The organism is Micromonospora sp. KLBMP9576, assembly GCF_050941805.1.
GTDB lineage: Bacteria > Actinomycetota > Actinomycetes > Mycobacteriales > Micromonosporaceae > Micromonospora.
This window is the reverse complement of sequence record NZ_CP194567.1, coordinates 302,129-322,535: the sequence shown is the minus strand read 5'-3', so window position 1 is coordinate 322,535 and position 20,407 is coordinate 302,129. Positions and strand designations below refer to the sequence as shown.

21 protein-coding genes are annotated in these 20,407 nt (G+C 74.0%); 10 read left to right on the top strand and 11 right to left on the bottom strand.

Translation table 11 applies throughout. The features are described from left to right. Positions 1 to 18: 18 nt before the first annotated feature. Positions 19 to 1,188 carry an aminofutalosine synthase MqnE gene (gene mqnE / locus ACQ452_RS01585; protein ID WP_433389236.1) on the bottom strand — a complete coding sequence of 390 codons (1,170 nt, stop codon included), beginning with the start codon at positions 1,186 to 1,188 and terminating at the stop codon, positions 19 to 21. A gap of 241 nt (positions 1,189 to 1,429) precedes the next feature. Here mqnE and ACQ452_RS01580 point away from each other — a divergent pair, with 241 nt between their 5' ends. Continuing rightward, positions 1,430 to 3,058: an NlpC/P60 family protein gene (locus ACQ452_RS01580; RefSeq protein WP_433389235.1), complete on the top strand. Its 1,629-nt coding sequence runs from the start codon at positions 1,430 to 1,432 to the stop codon at positions 3,056 to 3,058. A 483-nt stretch (positions 3,059 to 3,541) separates the two neighbouring features. Here the strand turns inward: ACQ452_RS01580 and ACQ452_RS01575 are convergent, their stop codons facing one another. Then, complete coding sequence (locus ACQ452_RS01575) at positions 3,542 to 3,700, bottom strand: hypothetical protein (RefSeq protein ID WP_433389234.1); 159 nt, start codon at positions 3,698 to 3,700, stop codon at positions 3,542 to 3,544. Positions 3,701 to 4,169: 469 nt separating this feature from the next. Here ACQ452_RS01575 and ACQ452_RS01570 point away from each other — a divergent pair, with 469 nt between their 5' ends. From ACQ452_RS01570 to ACQ452_RS01560, 3 genes are all read left to right on the top strand, one after another. Then, positions 4,170 to 4,625, top strand: a complete 456-nt coding sequence (locus ACQ452_RS01570; protein WP_433389233.1) for a hypothetical protein — start codon at positions 4,170 to 4,172, stop codon at positions 4,623 to 4,625. Between the two features lie 193 nt (positions 4,626 to 4,818). Next, on the top strand, positions 4,819 to 6,582 hold the full coding sequence (locus ACQ452_RS01565) for a DEAD/DEAH box helicase (RefSeq protein ID WP_433389232.1): 1,764 nt from the start codon (positions 4,819 to 4,821) through the stop codon (positions 6,580 to 6,582). Between the two features lie 105 nt (positions 6,583 to 6,687). Then, on the top strand, positions 6,688 to 7,308 hold the full coding sequence (locus ACQ452_RS01560; RefSeq protein WP_433393931.1) for a putative glycolipid-binding domain-containing protein: 621 nt from the start codon (positions 6,688 to 6,690) through the stop codon (positions 7,306 to 7,308). 34 nt (positions 7,309 to 7,342) lie between these two features. Here ACQ452_RS01560 and ACQ452_RS01555 read toward each other — a convergent pair whose 3' ends face one another. From ACQ452_RS01555 to ACQ452_RS01545, 3 genes are all read right to left on the bottom strand, one after another. Beyond that, on the bottom strand, positions 7,343 to 8,434 hold the full coding sequence (locus tag ACQ452_RS01555) for a PLP-dependent cysteine synthase family protein (protein ID WP_433389231.1): 1,092 nt from the start codon (positions 8,432 to 8,434) through the stop codon (positions 7,343 to 7,345). A 22-nt stretch (positions 8,435 to 8,456) separates the two neighbouring features. Further along, positions 8,457 to 9,284: an SDR family NAD(P)-dependent oxidoreductase gene (locus ACQ452_RS01550; RefSeq protein WP_433389230.1), complete on the bottom strand. Its 828-nt coding sequence runs from the start codon at positions 9,282 to 9,284 to the stop codon at positions 8,457 to 8,459. Between the two features lie 104 nt (positions 9,285 to 9,388). Continuing rightward, positions 9,389 to 9,847, bottom strand: coding sequence for an Lrp/AsnC family transcriptional regulator (locus ACQ452_RS01545; RefSeq protein WP_433389229.1), 459 nt, complete (start codon positions 9,845 to 9,847; stop codon positions 9,389 to 9,391). 268 nt (positions 9,848 to 10,115) lie between these two features. Here ACQ452_RS01545 and ACQ452_RS01540 point away from each other — a divergent pair, with 268 nt between their 5' ends. Further along, a complete protein-coding gene (locus tag ACQ452_RS01540) occupies positions 10,116 to 10,382 on the top strand; it encodes a BldC family transcriptional regulator (RefSeq protein ID WP_089002465.1) in 267 nt (88 codons plus the stop codon). A 65-nt stretch (positions 10,383 to 10,447) separates the two neighbouring features. On the opposite strand, the gene ACQ452_RS01535 is transcribed toward ACQ452_RS01540, so the two are convergent. Further along, complete coding sequence (locus tag ACQ452_RS01535; protein ID WP_433389228.1) at positions 10,448 to 11,077, bottom strand: UbiX family flavin prenyltransferase; 630 nt, start codon at positions 11,075 to 11,077, stop codon at positions 10,448 to 10,450. A gap of 154 nt (positions 11,078 to 11,231) precedes the next feature. Between ACQ452_RS01535 and ACQ452_RS01530 the strand changes: the two genes are divergently transcribed. Beyond that, positions 11,232 to 12,194 (top strand): terpene synthase family protein, encoded by a 963-nt coding sequence (locus ACQ452_RS01530; protein WP_433389227.1) that lies wholly within the window; start codon positions 11,232 to 11,234, stop codon positions 12,192 to 12,194. 28 nt (positions 12,195 to 12,222) lie between these two features. On the opposite strand, the gene mqnP is transcribed toward ACQ452_RS01530, so the two are convergent. After that, positions 12,223 to 13,134 (bottom strand): menaquinone biosynthesis prenyltransferase MqnP, encoded by a 912-nt coding sequence (gene mqnP / locus ACQ452_RS01525; RefSeq protein ID WP_433389226.1) that lies wholly within the window; start codon positions 13,132 to 13,134, stop codon positions 12,223 to 12,225. After that, the gene (locus ACQ452_RS01520; RefSeq protein WP_433389225.1) at positions 13,134 to 14,594 is read right to left on the bottom strand and encodes a menaquinone biosynthesis decarboxylase; all 1,461 of its coding nucleotides are present in this window, start codon (positions 14,592 to 14,594) and stop codon (positions 13,134 to 13,136) included. Before ACQ452_RS01520 ends, mqnP begins: the two co-directional genes overlap by 1 nt. Positions 14,595 to 14,830: 236 nt before the next feature. Between ACQ452_RS01520 and ACQ452_RS01515 the strand changes: the two genes are divergently transcribed. Next, positions 14,831 to 16,180: a hypothetical protein gene (locus ACQ452_RS01515; RefSeq protein WP_433389224.1), complete on the top strand. Its 1,350-nt coding sequence runs from the start codon at positions 14,831 to 14,833 to the stop codon at positions 16,178 to 16,180. Positions 16,181 to 16,323: 143 nt separating this feature from the next. Here ACQ452_RS01515 and ACQ452_RS01510 read toward each other — a convergent pair whose 3' ends face one another. Continuing rightward, positions 16,324 to 16,881: a carboxymuconolactone decarboxylase family protein gene (locus tag ACQ452_RS01510; protein ID WP_433389223.1), complete on the bottom strand. Its 558-nt coding sequence runs from the start codon at positions 16,879 to 16,881 to the stop codon at positions 16,324 to 16,326. A 113-nt stretch (positions 16,882 to 16,994) separates the two neighbouring features. On the opposite strand from ACQ452_RS01510, the gene ACQ452_RS01505 reads away from it, so the two are divergent. From ACQ452_RS01505 to ACQ452_RS01495, 3 genes are all read left to right on the top strand, one after another. Beyond that, positions 16,995 to 17,471, top strand: coding sequence for a MarR family winged helix-turn-helix transcriptional regulator (locus ACQ452_RS01505; RefSeq protein WP_433389222.1), 477 nt, complete (start codon positions 16,995 to 16,997; stop codon positions 17,469 to 17,471). Positions 17,472 to 17,547: 76 nt separating this feature from the next. Continuing rightward, positions 17,548 to 17,739: a hypothetical protein gene (locus ACQ452_RS01500; protein ID WP_433389221.1), complete on the top strand. Its 192-nt coding sequence runs from the start codon at positions 17,548 to 17,550 to the stop codon at positions 17,737 to 17,739. Positions 17,740 to 17,801: 62 nt separating this feature from the next. Beyond that, complete coding sequence (locus tag ACQ452_RS01495; RefSeq protein WP_433389220.1) at positions 17,802 to 18,956, top strand: FUSC family protein; 1,155 nt, start codon at positions 17,802 to 17,804, stop codon at positions 18,954 to 18,956. Positions 18,957 to 19,181: 225 nt separating this feature from the next. On the opposite strand, the gene ACQ452_RS01490 is transcribed toward ACQ452_RS01495, so the two are convergent. Continuing rightward, on the bottom strand, positions 19,182 to 19,763 hold the full coding sequence (locus ACQ452_RS01490) for a dihydrofolate reductase family protein (protein WP_433389219.1): 582 nt from the start codon (positions 19,761 to 19,763) through the stop codon (positions 19,182 to 19,184). After that, positions 19,751 to 20,365 (bottom strand): hypothetical protein, encoded by a 615-nt coding sequence (locus tag ACQ452_RS01485; protein WP_433389218.1) that lies wholly within the window; start codon positions 20,363 to 20,365, stop codon positions 19,751 to 19,753. The genes ACQ452_RS01490 and ACQ452_RS01485 overlap by 13 nt, the downstream gene beginning before the upstream one ends. Positions 20,366 to 20,407: the final 42 nt, after the last annotated feature.

The window sequence follows — 20,407 nt, the reverse complement described above, 5'->3', positions numbered from 1 at the left end:
TCGAGGATACGGGGCGGCTCAGGCCCAGACCTGCTGCGGCTCGGCCCGGCGCTCGGCCAGGGCCGGCGGGGCGTCGTACTCCCGGACCACCTCGTAGCGGGTGTTCCGCTCGACCGGCCGGAAACCGGCGTCCCAGATCAGGTGCAGCAGGTCGTCCCGGTGCATCGTGTTCGGGGTGCCGTACGAGTCGGCGTCGTGGGTGATCTTGTATTCGACGACGGAGCCGTCCAGGTCGTCCACGCCGAAGTTGAGCGAGAGCTGGGCCACCGAGAGCCCGTGCATCACCCAGAAGTTCTTCACGTGCGGGATGTTGTCGAAGAGCAGCCGGGAGACCGCGAAGGTCTTCAGCGACTCCGCCGGGGAGGCCATCGTGGTGCGGGCCTGGATCCGGTTACGGATCTTGCCGTCCGCCGAGTCGACGAAGTCGTGCTGGTAGCGCAGCGGAATGAAGACCGCGAAGCCGTTGGTCTCGTCCTGGAGCTCACGCAGCCGCAGCACGTGGTCGACCCGGTGCCGGGGCTCCTCGATGTGGCCGTAGAGCATCGTCGCCGGGGTCTTCATGCCCTTGCGGTGCGCCAGCGCGTGGATGCGCGACCAGTCCTCCCAGTGGCAGGCGTGGTCGACGATGTGCTGGCGGACCTCCCAGTCGAAGATCTCCGCGCCACCGCCCGTCAGCGACTCGAGGCCGGCGTCCATCAGCTCGTCGAGGATCTCGTCGGCGCTCAGCCCGCTGATCTTCTCGAACCACTGCACCTCGGTCGCGGTGAAGCACTTGAGCTTGACGTTCGGCAGCGCGGCCTTCAGCTCGCGCAGCACCTTCGGGTAGTAGCGCCACGGCAGGGTCGGGTGCAGGCCGTTGACGATGTGCAACTCGGTGAGCTGCTCGTCCTCCATCTCCTTGGCCTTGCGGACCGCCTCGTCGATGCGCATCGTGTAGGCGTCCTTCTCACCCGGCTTGCGCTGGAACGAGCAGTACGCGCACGAGGCGGAGCAGACGTTGGTCAGGTTGAGGTGCCGGTTGACGTTGAACATCACCCGGTCGCCGTTGAGCTCGGTGCGTCGGTGGTGCGCCAGCCGGCCCAGCCACGCGAGGTCGTCGCTGTCGTAGAGGGCGATCCCGTCCTCGCGGGTCAGCCGCTCGCCGGCGTACACCTTCGCTTCGAGCTCACGCTTGAGTCCGGCGTCCATCGAAAGCCACGTCCCTTCCACCTGCGGGTAGGAATCGAGCGTACGTCGGCCCGCCGACGCCGCCGCAGCACGGTCGGTCCCCGTGCGCGGGCTCACCGAACTCACAGCCTCCTGTTACCCGCCGACGCATCGACATCGCTGCCTGTATGCGGTAAGACAGGGTGGGACGTTCGCCACACGCTGGTAGCGTCCCACTGCCGCGCCCACCCGGCGCGGCGAGTCACGCCGGACGGGGAGCGGAATGGTCGACAGCGGGCGCGGGCCACATCAGCGACGACGGCACCCGGTGATCTCGCCGGTGCTCCGCCCGGCGCTCTGGTCGGCCCTCCTCGGTGCGATCGCCGCCACGGTGCTCGCCAACCCGGTCCAGGCCGACCCGTCGCTGCCCACGACCATTCCCGACACGGGGTCCCGCCCGGCCTACACCGGCCAGCTCCAGATCCCCGGCCAGCCCGGCACGGTCCCCGGCGTCCCCGGCACGGTGCCCGGCCTCCCGGGCACGGTGCCCGGCGTCCCCGGCCTCCCCGGGACGGTGCCCGGCGTGCCGGGGACGGTTCCCGGCCTGCCGGCCGGCAACGTCGGCACCGGCCCACTCGCGGCCCAGGTCTACGCCGCCGAGGCCCGGGTCGGGCAGCTCCGCGACCAGCAGCTCCTGCTGGAGCAGCAGCGCACCGAGGCCGAGGCCCAGCGCGCCACCGCCGAGCGCGACCTCGCCGCCGCGCGCGAGTCGCTGGCCCGCGCCCAGGACGGCGCCGACGCCGCCGCCGCGGGGGCGTTCAAGGCCGCCGCCGCGCTTCCGCCGGGCGAGTTCGCCAACGACCTGCACGAGCTGAGCCGGCTCTCCCGGCTCATCCGGGGAGAGAAGGCCGAGGGCGCCACCACCGCCGCCGAGGGCGGCCTGTCCCGGGCCCGTGCCGGCGAGCAGGCGGCCAGCCAGGCGCTGGCCTCGGCCGACGCCCGCCGCAACGGGGCGAGGGCGGCGTACACCGCCGGCGAGAAGGTGCTCCGCGAGGCCGAGAAGCAGCTCGACAAGCTGCGGCGGGACAACGCCGCGCAGCTCGTCCTGATCGAACGCCAGCAGGAGGCCGCCGAGCAGCGCCTCGGCGCCAGCTACCTCGGCAACGAGACCGCCAACGGCCTGGCCGCCCACCCCACGGCGCTGAAGGCCGTCGCGTACGCGAAGGCGCAGCTCGGCGACCGCTACCTCTGGGCCGCCGAGGGGCCGCACCGGTTCGACTGCTCCGGCCTCATCTACGCCGCCTACCGGTCGGCGGGCCACTACGGGCTGCCCCGAGTCTCCCGGGACCAGTACCGCGCCACCCGCTCGCGCTCCGTGCCCCGCACGGCGCTGCTCCCCGGTGACCTGCTCTTCTTCGCCTCCGGCAGCAGTTGGACCACGATCCACCACATCGGCATGTACGTCGGCGGCGGCAAGATGATCCACTCGCCCAACGCCCGCGACGTGGTCAAGATCTCCACCGTGCGCTGGTCCCGCCTCTACGCCGCCACCCGCGTCGTCGGTGCGGTGCCTGCGCCGGCCACCACGCCGACCGTGCCACCCGCCAGCCCCAAGCCACCCGCCAGCCCCAAGCCGCCGGCTAGCCCGAAGCCACCCGCCAGCCCCAAGCCGCCGGCCAGCCCCAAGCCGCCGGCGAGCCCGAAGCCCCCGGCCAGCCCGAAGCCGCCCGCCAGCCCCAGCCCCACCTCCCCGAGCCCGTCGACCTCGCCATCGCCCACCGGCTCCGCCACGGCCACGCCGACCACGCCGGCCACCACGTCCCCGGGCACCTCGACCGGCGGTGTGGCGCCGACCACGGCGACGAGCAGGTCCGCCCCGGCGGGCAGCGCCCCGGCGAACGCCGGTAGCTGACCGGGTCGCCAGGTCGTTCCCGGTGCCGCTGACCGGGTGACGCCGGAACCGGCCCCGGCGGGCCGGTCGAACATCCCGCGGTGACGCCGCCCGGAACGCACTCCGGCTGTGCCGCCGGGCCGGAATGTGGCACGGTGACAGTCAGGCACGCCCGGTCCGACGACTCGGACGCGGGCGCGAGCGTGCGCGGAGGGCGAGCATGGCCGAGCAAGAGGTTCCGGCAGAGCCGGTCGACCACGGATCCGCGCCCGACCGGAGCGGTGCCGAGGCACCGCATACCGCGACAGCCGTCGGCGGCCCGACGGGGACCGCCCCAGACGGCGGGGCGACGAAGGGGGCCGACTCCCCGGGTGCCCCGACGCCCGACGCCGACGTACGCCGACAGCCCGCCGCACCGGCCCGGGGCCGGGTCTCCGTGGCTTCCGCCGCCGCGCCCGGCGAGGGCGATGCCGCACCGCCGGCCGGCCCGGGAGCCAGCACCACCTACCGGGCGGCTGGCACGGCCACCCCGGCGGCGTCGCCCACCCCGGTCGCCGCCGCGGTTCCCGGCCAGCGGGGCGCGGCGGGGGCGCGGGCCAGTGCCGCCGTGCCCGGGATGAGGCGGATGTCGGCCGACGAGGCCGGGTCCGTCCGCTCCCGCACGGGCGAGGCCAGGATCTACCGGGCGGCGCCGGTCGACCCGGAGCCCACCCCGCCACCGACCCCGTCGGTCCCGGAGCCCGAGCCAGCCCCGGCCCCGGTGCCACCGGCCCCGGAGCCTGAACCCGTCCCGGTGCCCGGCCCGTACCCGCCGGTGCCGACGCCGCCCGGGCCCAGGCCGCCGGCACCGGTCCCGCCCATGCCCGGTCCGCCCGCGCCGCCACCCGGGCCACCGGTGCCCGCACCGCCACCCCCGCCCGGCCCGCCGCCGGCACCGCCGTTCCCGCCGCCACCCCTCACGGCCACCCGGGCCACCGACCCGGTGCCGACCCCGGTCACGAGCGCGCCGCCGTTCTCCGCACCGCCGGCCCCCGCACCGCCGGCCCCCGCACCGCCGGCCCCCGCACCGCCGGCTTCCATACCGCCGTTCCCGACAACGCCGGCCTCCGCACCTCCGGTCTCGGCGCCGGTCGTGCCCGCTCCCGCGCTGCCGGCCTGGCCGGCACCGGCCACCCCGGCCGACCGCCGGTCCGGCGGCGCCGGGCCGGCCGGCCGCTCCTACGGCACGGGTTCCGCCGCCGGAAACACCGGCGGCGGCACCCCGCGCGCCGGGAAGGCCGAGGGCAGCCGCGCGGGCCGCCCCGGCGGCAGGGGCGACCTCGGCACGATCTACGGCGCGGGCACCGGCAGCCCGGGCTTCAACACGATCTCGTTCCCCAGCGACCCGGTGGAGAACTCCGGGTCGCTGACCGGGCACATCCTGGCCCAGGGCTGGACGGAGACCCCCACCGAACGGCGGTCCAGCACGACCAAGGTGGTGGTCGTGCTGGCCGCCGCGCTGGGGGTGCTGGTGGCGATCGGCGTGCTGGTCGTCCTGCTCGCGAACGACACGTTGGGCGAAGTGATCGGCGGTGCGCTGAACACGTGAGTCGGGTGATTCGACGGTGAGCCCGCCCACTACCCGTCGATGGCCCGGTGGCGGGTTCGGCCAATCGCCGTACACTGGTGCAGATCACTGACCCGGCGCGCCCTGCGCGCCCATGGGCGATCTTGCGGGCGATTCGGCGGCGTTCAGCTGCGGCAGGCCATCGCGAAGATGCGCCCCGCTCGAAAGGCATTTCTTGACGACCTTCGCTGAACCCAGCACGTTCCCGTCCGCCCACGACACCGCCGACGCGCAGACCGCCGCCGAGCGGGACGTCACCCCGCAGGACCCGGCCACCCCGGCCACGCCCGAGGCCATCGACTTCGCCGCGCTGGGCGTGCCCCAGCCGCTGGTCCAGGCGCTCGCCCGGCAGGGCATCACCGCCCCGTTCGAGATCCAACGCGCCACCATGCCGGACGCGCTCGCCGGCCGGGACGTCCTGGGTCGGGGCCAGACCGGCTCCGGCAAGACCCTGGCCTTCGGCCTGCCCCTGCTGGCCCTGGTGGCCGGCCGCAACCGGGCCCGGCCGCTGCACCCCCGGGCGCTGATCCTGGTGCCCACCCGGGAACTCGCGATGCAGGTCAACGACGCGCTGGTGCCGCTCGGCAAGGCCGTCGGCGTGTTCCTGAAGACCGCCGTCGGCGGCGTGCCCTACGACCGGCAGATCGACGCCCTGCGGCGCGGCGTGGAGATCATCGTCGCCACGCCGGGCCGGCTGGGAGACCTCATCGCCCGTGGCGTCTGCCGCCTGGACGACGTCGAGGTCACCGTGCTCGACGAGGCCGACCAGATGGCCGACATGGGCTTCCTGCCCGAGGTCACCGAGCTGCTGTCGAAGACGCCGGCCGGCACCCAGCGGCTGCTCTTCTCGGCCACCCTGGACGGCGACGTCGACGCGCTGGTCAAGCGGTTCATGACCGACCCGGTGACGCACTCCACCGCGCCGTCCACGGCCTCGGTGTCCACCATGGACCACCACATGCTGCTGATCCCGCCGCACGAGAAGTTCCCGGTCACGGCGTCCATCGCGGCCCGCGACGGGCGGACGATGGTCTTCGCCCGGACCCAGCTCGGCGTCGACCGGCTGGTCGAGCAGCTGGCCGCCGTCGGTGTGCGGGCGGGTGGGCTGCACGGCGGCAAGACCCAGCGGATGCGTACCCGCACGTTGGCCGAGTTCCGCGAGGGCCGGATGAACGTGCTGGTCGCCACGGACGTGGCGGCGCGGGGCATCCACGTCGACGGCGTCTCGTTGGTGCTGCACGTCGACCCGCCGAAGGACCCGAAGGACTACCTGCACCGCGCGGGGCGTACCGCCCGGGCCGGCGAGTCGGGCGCGGTGGCCACGCTGGTGCTGCCGAAGCAGCGGCGGACCACCCTCGCCATGCTGGAGAAGGCCGGCGTGGCGCCGGCCGAGACCCGGGTCCGCCTCGGCGATCCGGCGCTCGCCGAGCTGATCGGCGCCCGCGAGCCCAGCGGCGTCCCGGTCCGCCTCGAGCCCGAGGAGCCGCGCCGCAACGACCGGGCGGGCGGCCCGCGCCGCTACGGCGACCGGCCGCAGGGCGACCGCGGCTACGGCGGCCGGCCCAGCGAGAGCCGCGGCTACGGCGGCCGACCCACCGAGGGACGCAGCTACGGCGACCGGCCGCAGGGCGACCGCAGCTACGGCGGCCGACCCACCGAGGGACGCAGCTACGGCGACCGGCCGCAGGGCGACCGCAGCTACGGCGGCCGACCCACCGAGGGACGCGGCTACGGCGACCGGCCCGCCGAGGGACGCGGCTACGGCGAGCGGACCAGCGAGGCACGTGGCTACGGGGACCGGCCGCAGGGCGAGCGCCGCTACGGTGACCGGCCGGCCGAGGGCCGTGGCACCGGCGAGCGGGGCGGTTTCCGGTCCGACGACCGGGGACGCGACGAGCGGCGTGGCTTCGGCGGGCGTCCGCCGGCGCGTACCCACTGATCATTCAGCGTCACCTCCGAACGCCGTCGCGGGCCACGTCCCGCGGCGGCGTTCCGGCATCCGCTGCCGGCGCCCGCCGGGTCGCGTAACGTCCGGCTCATGCCGATGCCGAAGTCGCTCTTCTGGGCCCGGACCGACACCCCGGGCGCGGAACACGCCCTGCTCGACGACGCCCGGGGGCTGACCGCGCGGGGAACGGTGACGGCGGTCGACCCGATTCCCCACACCTGCCGCTACCAGCTCGCCACCGACCCCGGCTGGGCAACCACGCGGGTCGAGGTGGAGGCGGAGGGCGCCGGCTGGCTGCGGAGCGTACGCCTGGAGCGGTTGACCGACGGATGGCGGGTGAGTACGGCCGAGCAGGGTGACCTGGACGCGGCCCTGCGGGCGGCCGGGCATCCGCCGGTCGGGTTGCCCGGCACCGACGACCCGGACCGGCTGGCCGGGGCGCTGGACGTCGACCTCGGCGGCGCGGCGCTGTTCAACGCCCTGCCGGTGCGCCGGCTCGGGCTGGCCGGCGCTGCCGCCGACATGCCGCACCGGATCGACGTGGCCTGGGTGCTGGTGCCCAGCCTCGTGGTGGTGGCCGCCGAGCAGGTCTACACGCCGCGCGGCCCCGGCCGGGTCCGGTTCTCCAGCGACACCTTCACCGCCGACATCGACCTCGACGGCGACGGCTACGTGGTGCGCTACCCGGGTCTGGCCGAGCGCGTCGGCCCGCGCTGACCGGGCCCGGCCGCCGGCTCGGGCCGGGCCACGCTCAGGCCGGCCAGGCGCCGGTGGCGAGGAAACGCTCGATCGTCGCCAGGTGCGGGGCCAGGTCGAGCCCCTGGGCGGCCACCCAGTCGTCGGAGTAGTAGGTGTCGGCGTAGCGGTCACCGGCGTCGCAGATCAGGGTGACCACCGAGCCGGTGCGGCCCTCCGCGAGCAGCTCCGCGATCAGCCCGAAGGCGCCCCACAGGTTGGTGCCGGTCGAGCCGCCCACCTGGCGGCCGAGCACGGCCGAACCGGCGCGCATGGCGGCCAGCGACGCGGCGTCGGGCACCTGGACCATCCGGTCGACGACCGAGGGCAGGAACGACGCCTCCACGCTCGGCCGGCCGATCCCCTCGATGCGGGAGCCCCGGCCGGTGCGCACCGACCAGTCGGCGGCCAGCCAGGCGGGATAGAACGCGGAGTTCTCCGGGTCGACGACGCACAGCTTGGTGGGCAGCCGCTGGTAGCGGGCGTACCGGCCGATGGTGGCGCTGGTGCCGCCCGTGCCCGCGCCCACCACGACCCACACCGGCACCGGATGCCGTTCCAGGGCGAGCTGGGCGTAGATCGACTCGGCGATGTTGTTGTTGCCCCGCCAGTCGGTGGCCCGCTCGGCGTAGGTGAACTGGTCCATGAAGTGGCCGCCGGAGTCCTCCGCCAGCCAGCGGGCCTCGACGACCACCTTGGCCGGGTCGTCCACCAGGTGGCAGCGGGCGCCCTGGAACTCGATCTGGGCGATCTTCTCCGGCGAGGTGGAGGCGGGCATCACCGCGATGAACGGCAGCCCCAGCATCCGCGCGAAGTATGCCTCGGAGACCGCCGTCGACCCGGAGGACGCCTCCACGACCGTGGTGTCCGGGCCGATCCAGCCGTTGCAGAGCCCGTAGAGGAAGAGCGAGCGGGCGAGGCGGTGCTTCAGCGAGCCGGTCGGGTGCACCGACTCGTCCTTGAGATAGAGATCGATCCCCCAGGCCCGGGGCAGCGGGAACGGCAGCAGGTGGGTGTCGGCGGAGCGGTTGGCGTCCGCCTCGACCGCGGCGATCGCCTCGGTCACCCAGCGCCGGCTGGCCTCGTCGCACCGCTCGAGATGAGTCACGTCCGCAACCTAGCAAGCCCGCTCATCGCGGCTCGGCCCCCGTCCGCCGGCGCTGGCGGCGCTGACCGGCCCGGCCGGCGGCGAGGATCATTGGGGCGAGCCGCACCGCGACGCCGGGCAGCGCGTCGAGGAGCCGGACCTGCGCGCCGCGCCAGCGGGGGATGCTGACCACCGGGCGGGGCCGTCGGGCCAGCCGCGCGGCCCGGCGGGCCACCCGCTGCGGGGTCAGCAGCGTCCCCGTGAAGGACACCGCGGCGCCCGGCTCGTCGAGCCGGTCGTGCAGCATCGGCGTCCAGATCCCGTCCGGGCACAGGCACGACACGTGTACGCCCCGGTGCCCGGCCAGCCGCAGGTCGGCGAGGGTGCCGACGCTGAAGGCGAGCAGGGCGTGCTTGCTGGCCGCGTAGACGGTCTCGCCGGGCGCGGCCACCAGGCCGGCGAGCGACACGACGTTGAGCACGTGCCCGTGCCCCTGGGCCCGCATCACGGCCAGCGCGGCGAGGGTGCCGTTCATCGCGCCGTGGGAGTTGACCTCGAGCACCCGGCGGCGGGTCGCCGCGTCCTGCTCCCACGAGGGGCCGGTGACGAGGATCCCGGCGTTGTTCACCCAGAGGCCGAGCCCGCCCCGGGCGGCGGCCTCGGCGGCGACGGCCGCGCAGGCGTCCTCGTCGCGTACGTCGAGCTGGCGGGACCAGCCGCCCAGCGGCCCGGCGGCCCGGGCCGCCGCCGGGGCGTCGTGGTCGGTGAGCAGCACCGGCCAGCCGTCGGCGTGCAGGGCGGCGGCGATGGCCCGACCGAGGCCGCCGGCCGCGCCGGTGACCACCGCCGTTCCCGGTGCTGGCTTCGTCATCGGCGCACGCTATCGCCGCCGGACGACCGAGCGCCAGGGCCGCCGGCACGCGGATCACCGGCGGCCCGGCGGCCACCCCCGCGGCCGGGGCCGACGACGGCGGGTCACGCGGTCGGCGGCACCGGGGCCTGCGGCCGGTTCTCCCACTTGGTGGAGAGGGCGATGCCGGTGCGGGTGGAGGCGACGCCCGGGGTGCGGTTCAGTCGCACGATGAGCTGTTCCAACTCCGCGATGGTGCCGACCCGCGCCTTGAGCGTGAACGACTCGACGCCGGCCATGAAGTAGCAGGACTCGATCTCGGGCATCTGCCGGAACGCCTCCAACACGTCGTCGGTGTCCCCGCCGGAATCCTCGACGATCCCGATGAGCGCGGTGACGGCGAAGCCGATCGCCTCTGGCTCCACCTCCGCCCGGTAGGCCCGGATCACCCCGCTGGACTCCAGCTTGCCGACCCGCTCGTGCACGGCCGGCGGGGAGAGGCCGACCTGTCGGGCCAACTCGGCGTAGGAGAGGCGGGCGTTGCCGCGCAGCAGCTCCACGAGGCGCAGGTCGATGGCGTCCACGGAGTGTGACCCTAGCGGGCCGGACGTAACGTCGGGCACCGGGCGGGCGTTGAACATGACAGCGGGTAGTCGTTGACAAACCCCCGGTCAAGGGAGCCGTACGCAGGTAATATTTCCTAACTTCCCACTCAGTGCGTTTTTCGCGTTTGGCGGACAGCCCAGGTCGCTGGTGCTGTAATTGCCATACGTCCCTCATGACGGCTCTGGGCTCGCACCGGCCGGGGGCAGTGTGTTCAGCCGAGGGCTTCGTCGACGCGAGGAGGGGGCTGTGGACACTGGAGATCGCCTGCTGACACCGGGTGAAGTCGCCGCGCTGTTTCGGGTTGACCCGAAGACGGTGACGCGCTGGGCAGCGGCGGGCCGGATAGGCAGTATCCGGACTCCAGGCGGGCATCGCCGATTTCGGGAATCCGAGGTGCGGGCCCTGCTTGAGGGGGAGGGCATGTTGGACGAGGCGGAAGACGTCGGCAAGCCGCGCAACGCGGGGCCGGCCGCCTCGACCGGGCCGGGCCCGGCCAACGCGGGCATGTACTGATTGGTGCGGATCATCGCGCGGGCCGGACGCCAGCTCCGGTCCGCGTTCCGGTGGGCCGGACCGGGTCAGTCCCGCGCCGCGCCCAGCTCACCGGACCAGCGACGGAACAGCGTGTGCGCCACGCCGAGGGCGTCCAGCACCTTGCCGGCCACGAAGTCGACGAGCTGCGCGGCGGAGGCCGCCGCTCCCGCACCGTAGAAGCCGGGGCTGGCCGGCAGCACCACCGCCCCCGCGTCGTGCAGCGCGATGAGGTGCTCCAAGTGGCTGCGGGTCACCGGCGTCTCCCGGGGCACCACCACCACCGGCCGGCGCTCCTTGAGGTTCACCTCGGCGGCCCGTTGCAGCAGGTCCTTGGAGAGCCCGATCGCGATGCCGGCGCAGGCCGCCGTGCTCGCCGGCACCACCGCCATTCCACGTACCCGGTACGAGCCGCTGCTCGGGCCGGCCGCCAGGTCGCCGGCGGGCCAGTGCCGCACGTCGGCGTCGGCGAGGTCGCGGCCCAACCAGGCGGCGAGGTCGTCGGCCCAGTGCCCGTCCCGGAACGGGTGCCCCGTCTCGTCCAGGACGGTCAGCCGGGCGGCCCGGGACACGATCAGGTCCACCGGTTCGCCCGCGTCGAGCAGCGCCCGCACGACGGCCGCCGCGTACGGCGTGCCGGACGCCCCGGAGACTCCGATCACCCATGGTTCGCGCATGCCACCAGCCTGCCTGGTCGGGGCGCGCGCCGTGCCGCGACCCCCGCCCGTGCGCGTCGTCCCGGCCCACGGGGGACATCACCGGCACCCGATTTCTGACATGCTCGGACCGGAGGATCACCGCTGGGCAGCGACCGGAGGGGCGGTACGACCGATGACGGCGGCGGCAGCCCGCACCCTACGTGCCGAGTGTCCCCTCCCCGCCCGGTGTTCCCCGCACGCCCAGGCGACCCAGGAGTGGCTGGCCGGCTGGGTCCGCCGCTTCGACCTGCCGCTGGACGACCTCGCCCTGCGCCGGCTGGACGCCGGTCGGGTCGCCTGGTACACCGGCCGGCTCTACCCAGACGCCAGCGCCGCCGACCTGCGTACGGTCGCCGCCCTCTGGACCTGGTTCTTCCTGCTCGACGACGCCTGCGACGGGCCGCACGGCGCCAGCGGCGCGGAGGTCGCCGCGTTGCGGGCCGGGGTGCTGCGGGTGCTGCGTCACGGCCCCAGTGCCCGGCCGGCGGGGTTCCGGGGGCCGCTGCGCCGGATGCTCACGGACGCCTGGCAGGCGCCGCAGGCCCGGATGCCGCCGGCGTGGCAGCGGCGTTTCGTCGACGCCGTCGCCCACCACCTGGCGGGCAACCGGGTGGAGGCGGAGAACAAGTCCCGGGGTCACGCTCCCGGCGTCACCGAGTACGTCGCGCTGCGCCGGGCCACCTCGGCGGCGTACGTGTCGTACACGATGATCGAGTTCGTCACCGGTCAGGCGCTGCCGGACCCGGTCTACCACCACCCGGCGCTACGGGCACTGGCGGCCACCGGCAACGACCTGCTCTCCTGGTTCAACGACCTGGTGTCGCTGGAGACGGACCGGGCCACCTCGGGCGGGCACAACCTGGTGCTCGCCGTCGCCCGGGAGCAGCGCCTGTCGGACGAGGAGGCCGTGGCGGCGGTGGTGGCCCGCTGGCGCACGGCGATGCGGCGGTTCATGGAGTTGCGGGCCACGGTCCCGTCGTTCGGCCCGGAGCTGGACCCGGCGGTGGCCGCCCACGTGGAGGGGATCGGCCGCTCGGTGCGCGCGACGATCGACTGGTCACTGGAGAGCGACAGGTATCCGGCGTTCCGGAGCTGAACGCCGCGACGTCCAGCGCCGCGGGGCGCTAGGCGCGCAGCCCCAGCCGCACCACCAGGTCGAGCAGGGCGAAGGCGAACAGCGCGATGCCGACGAACCCGTTCGAGGTGAAGAACGCCCGGTTGACCTTGCTCAGGTCGGTCGGGCTGACCACCAGGTGCTGGTAGCCGAAGGCGAGCGCGGTCACCGCCAGCCCGATCCACCAGAGCCAGCCGAAGCCGACAAGCGCCCCGAACCAGACGAACAGCGCGAACGTCACCAAGTGCGCGACGGTGGAGGCGTGCAGCGCGAAGCGCAGCCCGTAGCGGGCCGGCACGCTGTGCACGCCGATCTCCCGGTCGACCTCCGCGTCCTGGCAGGCGTAGATGAGGTCGAAGCCGCCGATCCAGAGGCCCACGGCCACGCCGAGCAGCCAGGCCGGCCAGGAGCCGTCGAACGTGCCGGTGACCCCCAGCCAGGCGCCGACCGGGCCCACGGCCTGGGCGAGGGCGAGGATGGCGTGCGGCCAGTTGGTGAACCGCTTGCCGTACGGGTAGACGACCAGCGGCACCACGGCGAGCGGTGCGAGCACCAGGCAGAGCGGGTTGAGCAGGGCCGCGGCGGCGAGGAAGACCACGAGCGCGACGGCCGCGCCGGTCCAGGCCGTCCGGACGCTGACCGCCCCGGTCACCAGCTCCCGGGCGGCGGTACGCGGGTTGCGCGCGTCGATGCGCCGGTCCAGGATCCGGTTCGCGGCCATCGCGAACGTCCGCGCCCCGACCATCGCCACGGTGATCAGCAGCAGGTCCCCCCACCGCACCCGCCCCCCGTGTACCTGCATCGCGGTCAACGCCGACAGGTAGGCGAACGGCAGCGCGAACACGGAGTGCTCGATCGCCACCAGCTTGAGGAACGACTTGACCCGGCCCGGCCGTTGCACCGGTTCGACGGCGGTGGCCATCAGATTCCGTACTCCTTCCAGCGCTTGTCGACCAGGGAGACGACCTCGGGGGCCATGGTCATCGCCTCCGGCCAGCCCCGGGTGTAGCCCTCGGTCGGCAGCTTGCGGGTCGCGTCCACGCCCGCCTTGCCGCCCCAGAACTGCTGGTAGGACGCGTGGTCGAGGTGGTCTACCGGGCCCTCGGTGAGCAGCAGGTCGCGGGCGTAGTCGACGTTGCCGAAGGCGCGGAACGCCACCTCGTTGTAGTCGTGCACGTCGCAGTCCTCGTCGACGATCACGATCAGCTTGGTCAGCGACATCATGTGCGCCCCCCAGATCGCGTTCATCACCTTCTGCGCGTGCTTCGGGTAGCGCTTGCGGATCGACACGATCGCGCAGTTGTGGAAGACCCCGGCGGCGGGCAGGTCGTAGTCGACGATGTCCGGGATCAGGAAGCGCAGCAGCGGCGCGAAGATGCGTTCGGTGGCCTTGCCGAGGCCGTGGTCCTCCTGCGGCGGCTGCGACGTGACGATCGAGTGGTAGACCGGGTCGCGCTGCGTGGTCATGCACTCGATGTGCATCACCGGGAAGGGCTCCACCGGGGTGTAGAAGCCGGTGTGGTCGCCGAAGGGGCCCTCCGGGAGCCGCTCGCCCGGCTCGATGTAGCCCTCCAGGATGATCTGCGCGTGGGCCGGCACCTGCAACGGAACCGTCAGGCAGTCGACCATCTCGACCCGCTCACCGCTCAGGAACCCGGCGAACAGGTATTCGTCGATGTCGGCGGGCAGTGGCGCGCTGGCCGAGTAGGCGACCGCGGGGTCGGTGCCGATGGCGATCGCCACCGGCAACCGCTGCCCGAGCCGCTCGGCGACCGCGTGGTGCGCCGTGGAGTTCTTGTGGATCTGCCAGTGCATGCCGATGGTGTTCGGCGAGTGCTGCTGCAACCGGTAGAGCCCCAGGTTGCGTTTGCCGGTCTCCGGGTGCTTGGTGTGCGTCAGCCCGAAGTTGTGGAAGATCCCGCCGTCGCCCGGCCAGACCTGCAACCCCGGCAGCCGGTTGAGGTCGACGTCGTCGCCGCGGTAGACCACCTGCTGGCAGGGGGCGGTCTTGACCTTCTTCGGCGGCATCGACGTGAGCTGCCGGACCTTGCCGAGCCCGTCCATCATCCCGGAGAGACCCATCGGCAGTTCCGGCTTGAGCATGTTGCCGATGCGCGCGCCGATCTCGTCGAGGTTCTCGACGCCGAGCGCCATGGCCATCCGCTTCTCGGTGCCGAAGAGGTTGATCGCCACCGGCATCTCGCCCCGGGTCGGTCGTTCGAAGAGCAACGCCGGGCCGCCGGCGCGGACCGTCCGGGTGACGATCTCGCTCATCTCCAGGGTCGGGTCGACCGGCGCGCTCACCCGCCGCAGCTCGCCCGCGCGCTCCAGCGCCGCGAGGAAGTCCTTGAGGTCGGTGTAAGGGAAGCCACGGGCAGCCATGCCTGCCAGTCTCCCGCACCGACCTGGGCGGCGGCCACGCCGGGTGGTGTGACACCGGCGATCCACCGGCACGGAAGCGCCCGTTCGCTTCGGACGGCGGCGTCGCGCGCCGTCGCGACGGCGCTTCGACGGGCCGGCCGGGACGGCCGGCGATCACTAGGATCGATCCAGTCGACCGGGCCGGCGGTGATGCCCCGCCGTGGGTTTCCGGCCGACCAGAACCACGAGGGAGATCGATGACTTCTGTGCGCATTACGCGCAGCGGGGCGCTTCGCGCCCTGACCGTGCTGGCCGTGGTCGCGGCGGGCACCGGCGCGGCGGCCGGCCCGGCCGCCGCGCGGACCGACCCCGGCTGGGTCAGCGGGTGGTTCAACGACGTCACCGTCGGCGCGGCCGGCGCTCCCGGCCGGACGGCGCCGCTGGAGCTGAGCAGCAGCGGCGCGACCGCCCCCCGGGTCACCGTCGACCTGAGCGCGCTGGCCGGCGTCGCCACGGCCAGCTTCCCCGACTGGTGCGTCACCGCGGGCACCTCGGTGACCTGCCCGATGCCGCCGGGGGCGACCCCGGACGAGTACGGCACCGTCAACGGCACGGTGCCGGTGGTGTTCCGTGCCGCGCCCGGCGCCGCCGACGGCGCGACGGCGGTCCTGGACTACACGCTCGACGCCGAGGGGTTGGCGCCGTCCACCCAGCAGGCCACCGTCAGCGTGCGCTCCGGTCCCGACCTGCTCGACCTGGTAGACGAGTACGTCTCGGGCACCGAGGTCGGCGACGTCCGCAAGGTGCCCGTGGCCGTGGTCAACGCCGGTGACCAGCCCGCCGGGGACCTCCGGCTGACCGTCCGCTTTCCGGTGGGTCTGCAACCCGCCAGCTATCGGAACTGCCGGTACGGCACCGACACCGTGCTCGCCACGGTGGTGGTCTGCACCGTGCGGGGCACGTTCGCGCCCGGGATCCGGCACGAACTGCGCAACGGCTTCGCCACGACCATCGGTCCGGCCACCCTCGGCGACAAGCGCATCACCCAGTTCGTGGAGCCGCTGGCCACCGCCGGGCCGCTGCCCGGCGGCGTGTCGCTGACCCGCCGGGAGGCCGACCGCGCGCTCCGGCTGCGGCCGGTGGGCGAGCCGCTCGACCCGATCGCCGCCGGCAGCGCCTACGGCAGCACCTACCTGCGCGACATCCACGGCGCCTTCGACATAGCCGCCGTGGGCGCCACCGTCACCGGCGCCGTCGGTGACACCGTGCGGGTGACCGTGGGGGTCCGCAACGACGGTCCGGGGGTGCCGGACGGCACCGTCTCCGGTGGCGACGCGGGCGGGTTCCTCTTCACCCCGCCGGCCGGGGTGACCGTGCTGGCCGACCCGCCCGGCTGCGGGCCGACCAACGACGACGGGGGCGGCGCTCCGACGTCCTGGGTCTGCTGGCGGGGGGCGGTGTTCCCCGCCGGGCAGAGCTTCACGGTCCCGTTCGACCTGCGGATCGACGGGCCCGCGGGCGCCCCCGGCGTCGTCCGGCTGCAGGGCGACTACCCGCGTCCGGACGACGATCCGGCCAACGACTCCGCCCCGGTCACGCTCGGCTGACCGCATCCGGCCCCTCCCCGACCGGGGTGGGGCCGACGAGGAGGGCCGGCCCCGGGCGTACCGTGGCCGGCCCTCCCGGCCTCGGCGGTCCGGGCCGACCCGCCGCCGGGGTGCGGGCCGGATGCCGCACCCGCCCATGTTCGTCAGCGGGCGGCCGGCTCCCACGCGTACGCGGCCAGGGGCGGGTCGAGCGGGGCGCCGGTGAGCCGGTTGGCCAGGGTGGAGATGGTGTACGTGCCGACGCCGAGCACCACGTCCAGGGCGTGCCGGGGCTGGTAGCCGGCCGACAGGAAGGCGGTGAGCTGCGCCTCGGGCACCGCGCCCCGGTGGTCGAGCACGGCGACGGTGAAGCGCCGCAGCGCCTCCAGCCGGTCGTCGGGCAGGGGCGTGCCGGCGCGCAGCGCGCCGATCAGCTCCGGCGCGGCGTCCTGCCGGGTCAGGGTGGCGGTGTGCATGGCGACGCAGAGGTGGCACTCGTTGCGGGTGGCGACGGTCAGCACGACGACCTCCCGTTCGACGGGGCCGAGGGCGCAGGTGTCGAAGATGCCGTTGACGGTGAGGAACCCGGTGAGCAGTTCCGGGGACTCGGCCATCAGGCCGACGGCGGCGGGCAGGTGGCCGAGCCTGCGGCGCACCGCCTCGATGGTCGCCCGCGCGGCGGCGGGGGCGGTGTCGGCGGTGTGCGTGGTGAACGGGGGCACGGTGCACCTGCTCTCGGGGTCGGGAGGAGCGGCGCGGCCCGTTGGGCGTTGCGCCGCACACGGACGTAGGATCGTCAATGTGGTTGTCGAAACAGTAAACCAGGTTGTCGAACGTGGCAACGGCTGAACCCGACCGGCCCGGCTTCCTGCTGCCCCTGCTGCTGCTGGCCGGCTTCCGTACGCTCATCGACGACCTGCACGCCGAACTGGCCCGGCAGGGGCACCCGGAGCTTCGGCCGCTGCACGGCTTCGTCCTCCAGGCCGTCGGCGCCGAGGGCACCACCGCCACCGAGCTGGGCCAACGACTCGGCGTCTCCAAGCAGGCGGCCGGAAAGACCGTGGACCGGCTGGTCGCCCTCGGCTACCTCGAACGCGCCGACGACCCGCGCGACGCCCGACGCAAGCTGGTCCGGGTGACCCCGCACGGCCGGGACGGCCTGCGCCGCTCGGCGGCCGTCTTCGACCAACTCCGGCAGCGGTGGGCCACCACCCTCGGTCCCGACCGGGTCGCCGCCCTGGAGGACGACCTGCGCACCGTCACCCCGGCCAACCCGTTCCGCCTCGACGTGCCCGGCTGGTTCGGCGGCTGACCGCCCGGAGGCGACCGCCCGCGACAAATGTCACCCGGCCCTGGCGGCGGCCGCCGCAGGAGGGCAGGGTCGGACCATGTCGGACGCCTACGTCGTCGGCGACCCGGACGGGCTGTCGCCGCTACTGACCGAGCTGCGGGACACGGTCGCCCGCGAGTTGCACGCCCAGTACGCGCTGCGCGGCGAACGGATCGAGCTGGCCGACCTGCCGGAAGTCGCCCACCAGGTCACCCTCCGGGTGGACGAGATGCTCCGCCGACTCCGGTAGGGGCGGTGCGCGGGGCCGGCAGCCCCGCGACGACGAACGGGCGGTTCCCTCGTTAACCAGCCGTGTCCCGGCTGACGAACTGGTTCCGGACCGCCTGGGGTCGCCTGCACAGCGGTTGGCAACTGCTGGCGGAGGTGACCCTGGGGGCGACCGCGTCCTGGTTGGTCGCCAGCCGCCTCATCGGAGGCCCGCACGGCGGTGACGACAGTGCGGCGTTCTACGCACCGGCCGCCGCGCTCATCGTCCTGGCGCAGGCCCGGGGCGCACGACTCGGGCAGGCGATCCGGGTCCTGATCGGGATCGCGGTCGGGGTGCTGCTCGGCGAGGCCGCCATCTGGCTGCTCGGCGCCCGCTCCACCGCCGCCATCTTCGTCGTCATCCTCGTCGCGGCCGGGCTGTCGATCGCCGCCGGCGCCCCGGGCGTCGTCCGCAACCAGTTGACGACGTCCGCGCTCTTCCTGGTCGCCGTGGTCCCACCGGACAAGGAACTGGAACCGACCCGCCTCTACGACGCGCTGATCGGCGGCACCATCGCGTTGCTGATCACCCAGGTCGCCGGCGCACGCTCGCCGCTGGAGCCGCTCGACACCGAGGGCCGGCGGGCCTTCACCGAGCTGTCCGGGGTCCTGGACGGCATCCGCCAGGCACTGCGGCGACACGACGAGGAGGCCGCCCAGGCCGTGCTCGACCGGGCCCGGCAGTTGGACTCGCGCAGCGCCGCGCTCCGCAGAGCCGTGCTGGTGGCCGACGAGAACCTGCACCTCGCGATCTGGGCACGACACAGTCGCCCGCGCGTCGAGGCCGCGCGGGCCGCCGTGGACCAGGTCGACCACGCCGTGCGCAACATCCGGGCGCTGGCCCGCTCGGCAGTGGTGCTCACCCGGCTGCCGGACCCGCCGCCCCCACAGCTCGGCACCGCGCTTGCCTCGCTGAACCGGCTGACCGACTGTGCCGCGGCGGTGCTCGCCGCGGTCGTCTCCGGCGACGACGACCTGGCCGAACGGCACACCGACCAGGCGGGAAGGATCGCGATCGCCACCGCCCGGGCCGTGACGCCGCTGCTCCAGCACGAGCAGTCGTTGCCGGTCAGCACGATCCTCGGCCACATCCGGATGCTGATCATCGACCTGCTGCGCAGCGCCCGCGCGGACAGGCCGGCGGTGCTCGACGCCGTCGACCAGGCGCTCGACCTGCCTCCCGTCTGGCCGCGACGCTGACCGACGCGCTGCCGCCAAGACCCCCGATCAGAATTCCCGAACAACCGGCCGGACGCCCCCCACCAGGCCGTGAACGTGAATCTGGCTCTTCGCAGTTGAGAGGCAACCGCTGGCTGGATGTCGGCCGGCGCGTCGAGCCTCCGGCAGCGATGCGCAGACGCAGCCGGAGGCACGAACGTGTGTCACCGTTCGCAGTGGACTTCCTCGCGTATCGGCTGAGGTCGGTCAACGGCGCACCCGATAGCGCAGGTGAAGCACCCGGTTGCCCTGAATCACCACGTCAGGGTCCTCCAACAGGTGCTGCGCGTGGACCGACCCGAAGTAGCGCTTGCCGGACCCGAACACGACGGGTACGACGTCCATGCGTACCTCGTCGACCAGGCCTGCGGCAAGCACCTGGCCGCCGACCTCGCCAGCGGCGACCTCGACCGTGCGGTCACCCGCAAGCTCCTGCGCCTTGGCCACGGCTGCCTCGACGCCGTCGACGAAGTGGAACGGCGCCTCGGGGTCCCAGCCCGCGGGCTCCGGCCGGTGTGTCACGACGACCACGTGGTCGACCCCGCCCGGAGGCTTCCCGTCCCAGCCGTCCGTCATGTCGAAGACGTGGCGGCCGACGATTGTCGCCCCGATCTGATCCCAGTACGGCCGGGTGTAGTCGTAGGACGTCTGCGACACCTTCAAACCGCCGCTCTCCTCCAACGGCACGTCACCGCTGGACAACCAGTCGAACAGCGGTCCGGGCTGGTCATTCTCGTCCGCGACGAAGCCGTCCACCGACACCGAGCTGTACATGACTACCTTGCCCATGTGGCGCTCCTCTGCTCTGGGATGCCCCCATATTGGTGTGTCGCGGGCTGTTGCTCTTGTAGGAAATCAATCGGCCGGCAGCGGCCAGCTGTCCAGCACGTGGCCGGGATGCTCGCGCAGGAACTGCCGCCGGACTTCGACGTACCGGGTCGGCGTGAGCCCGGTGAACGCGCGGAACTCGTGGCCGAAATGGGCCTGTCGAAGTAGCCTGCGCGACCGGCGAGGTCGCTCCAGTCGATCGGTTCGGCGGGGTTGATCGAGAACACGGTGGCGGCGAAGCGGTAGGTGCGGGCCAGCCGCTTCGGCGTGACGCCGACGAGTTCCTTGAACCGCCGCGCCAGATGGGTGCTGCTGACACCGGCCGCCACGCTGAGGCCGCCGATCGCCACCGCCCCGCTGGTCGCCGCGATGACACTGCTCGTACGGCGGACCAGTCCCAGGCCGGCGCGGATGCGAAACGGCGCCCCGAGGTTGACGATGAGCAACGCCGCCGGCATCGGCGGCAGCGTCAGCCGGGCGTACGGCGACGCACCCTCCAGGTAGTAGAGGTCGTCGATCAGCCCGTCCAGCGGCGGCTGCGGCACTCTGGACACGTACTCCACGCCCGGAGTATCGCCGGTATCGCTCTCGGCTTCCGGCAACCT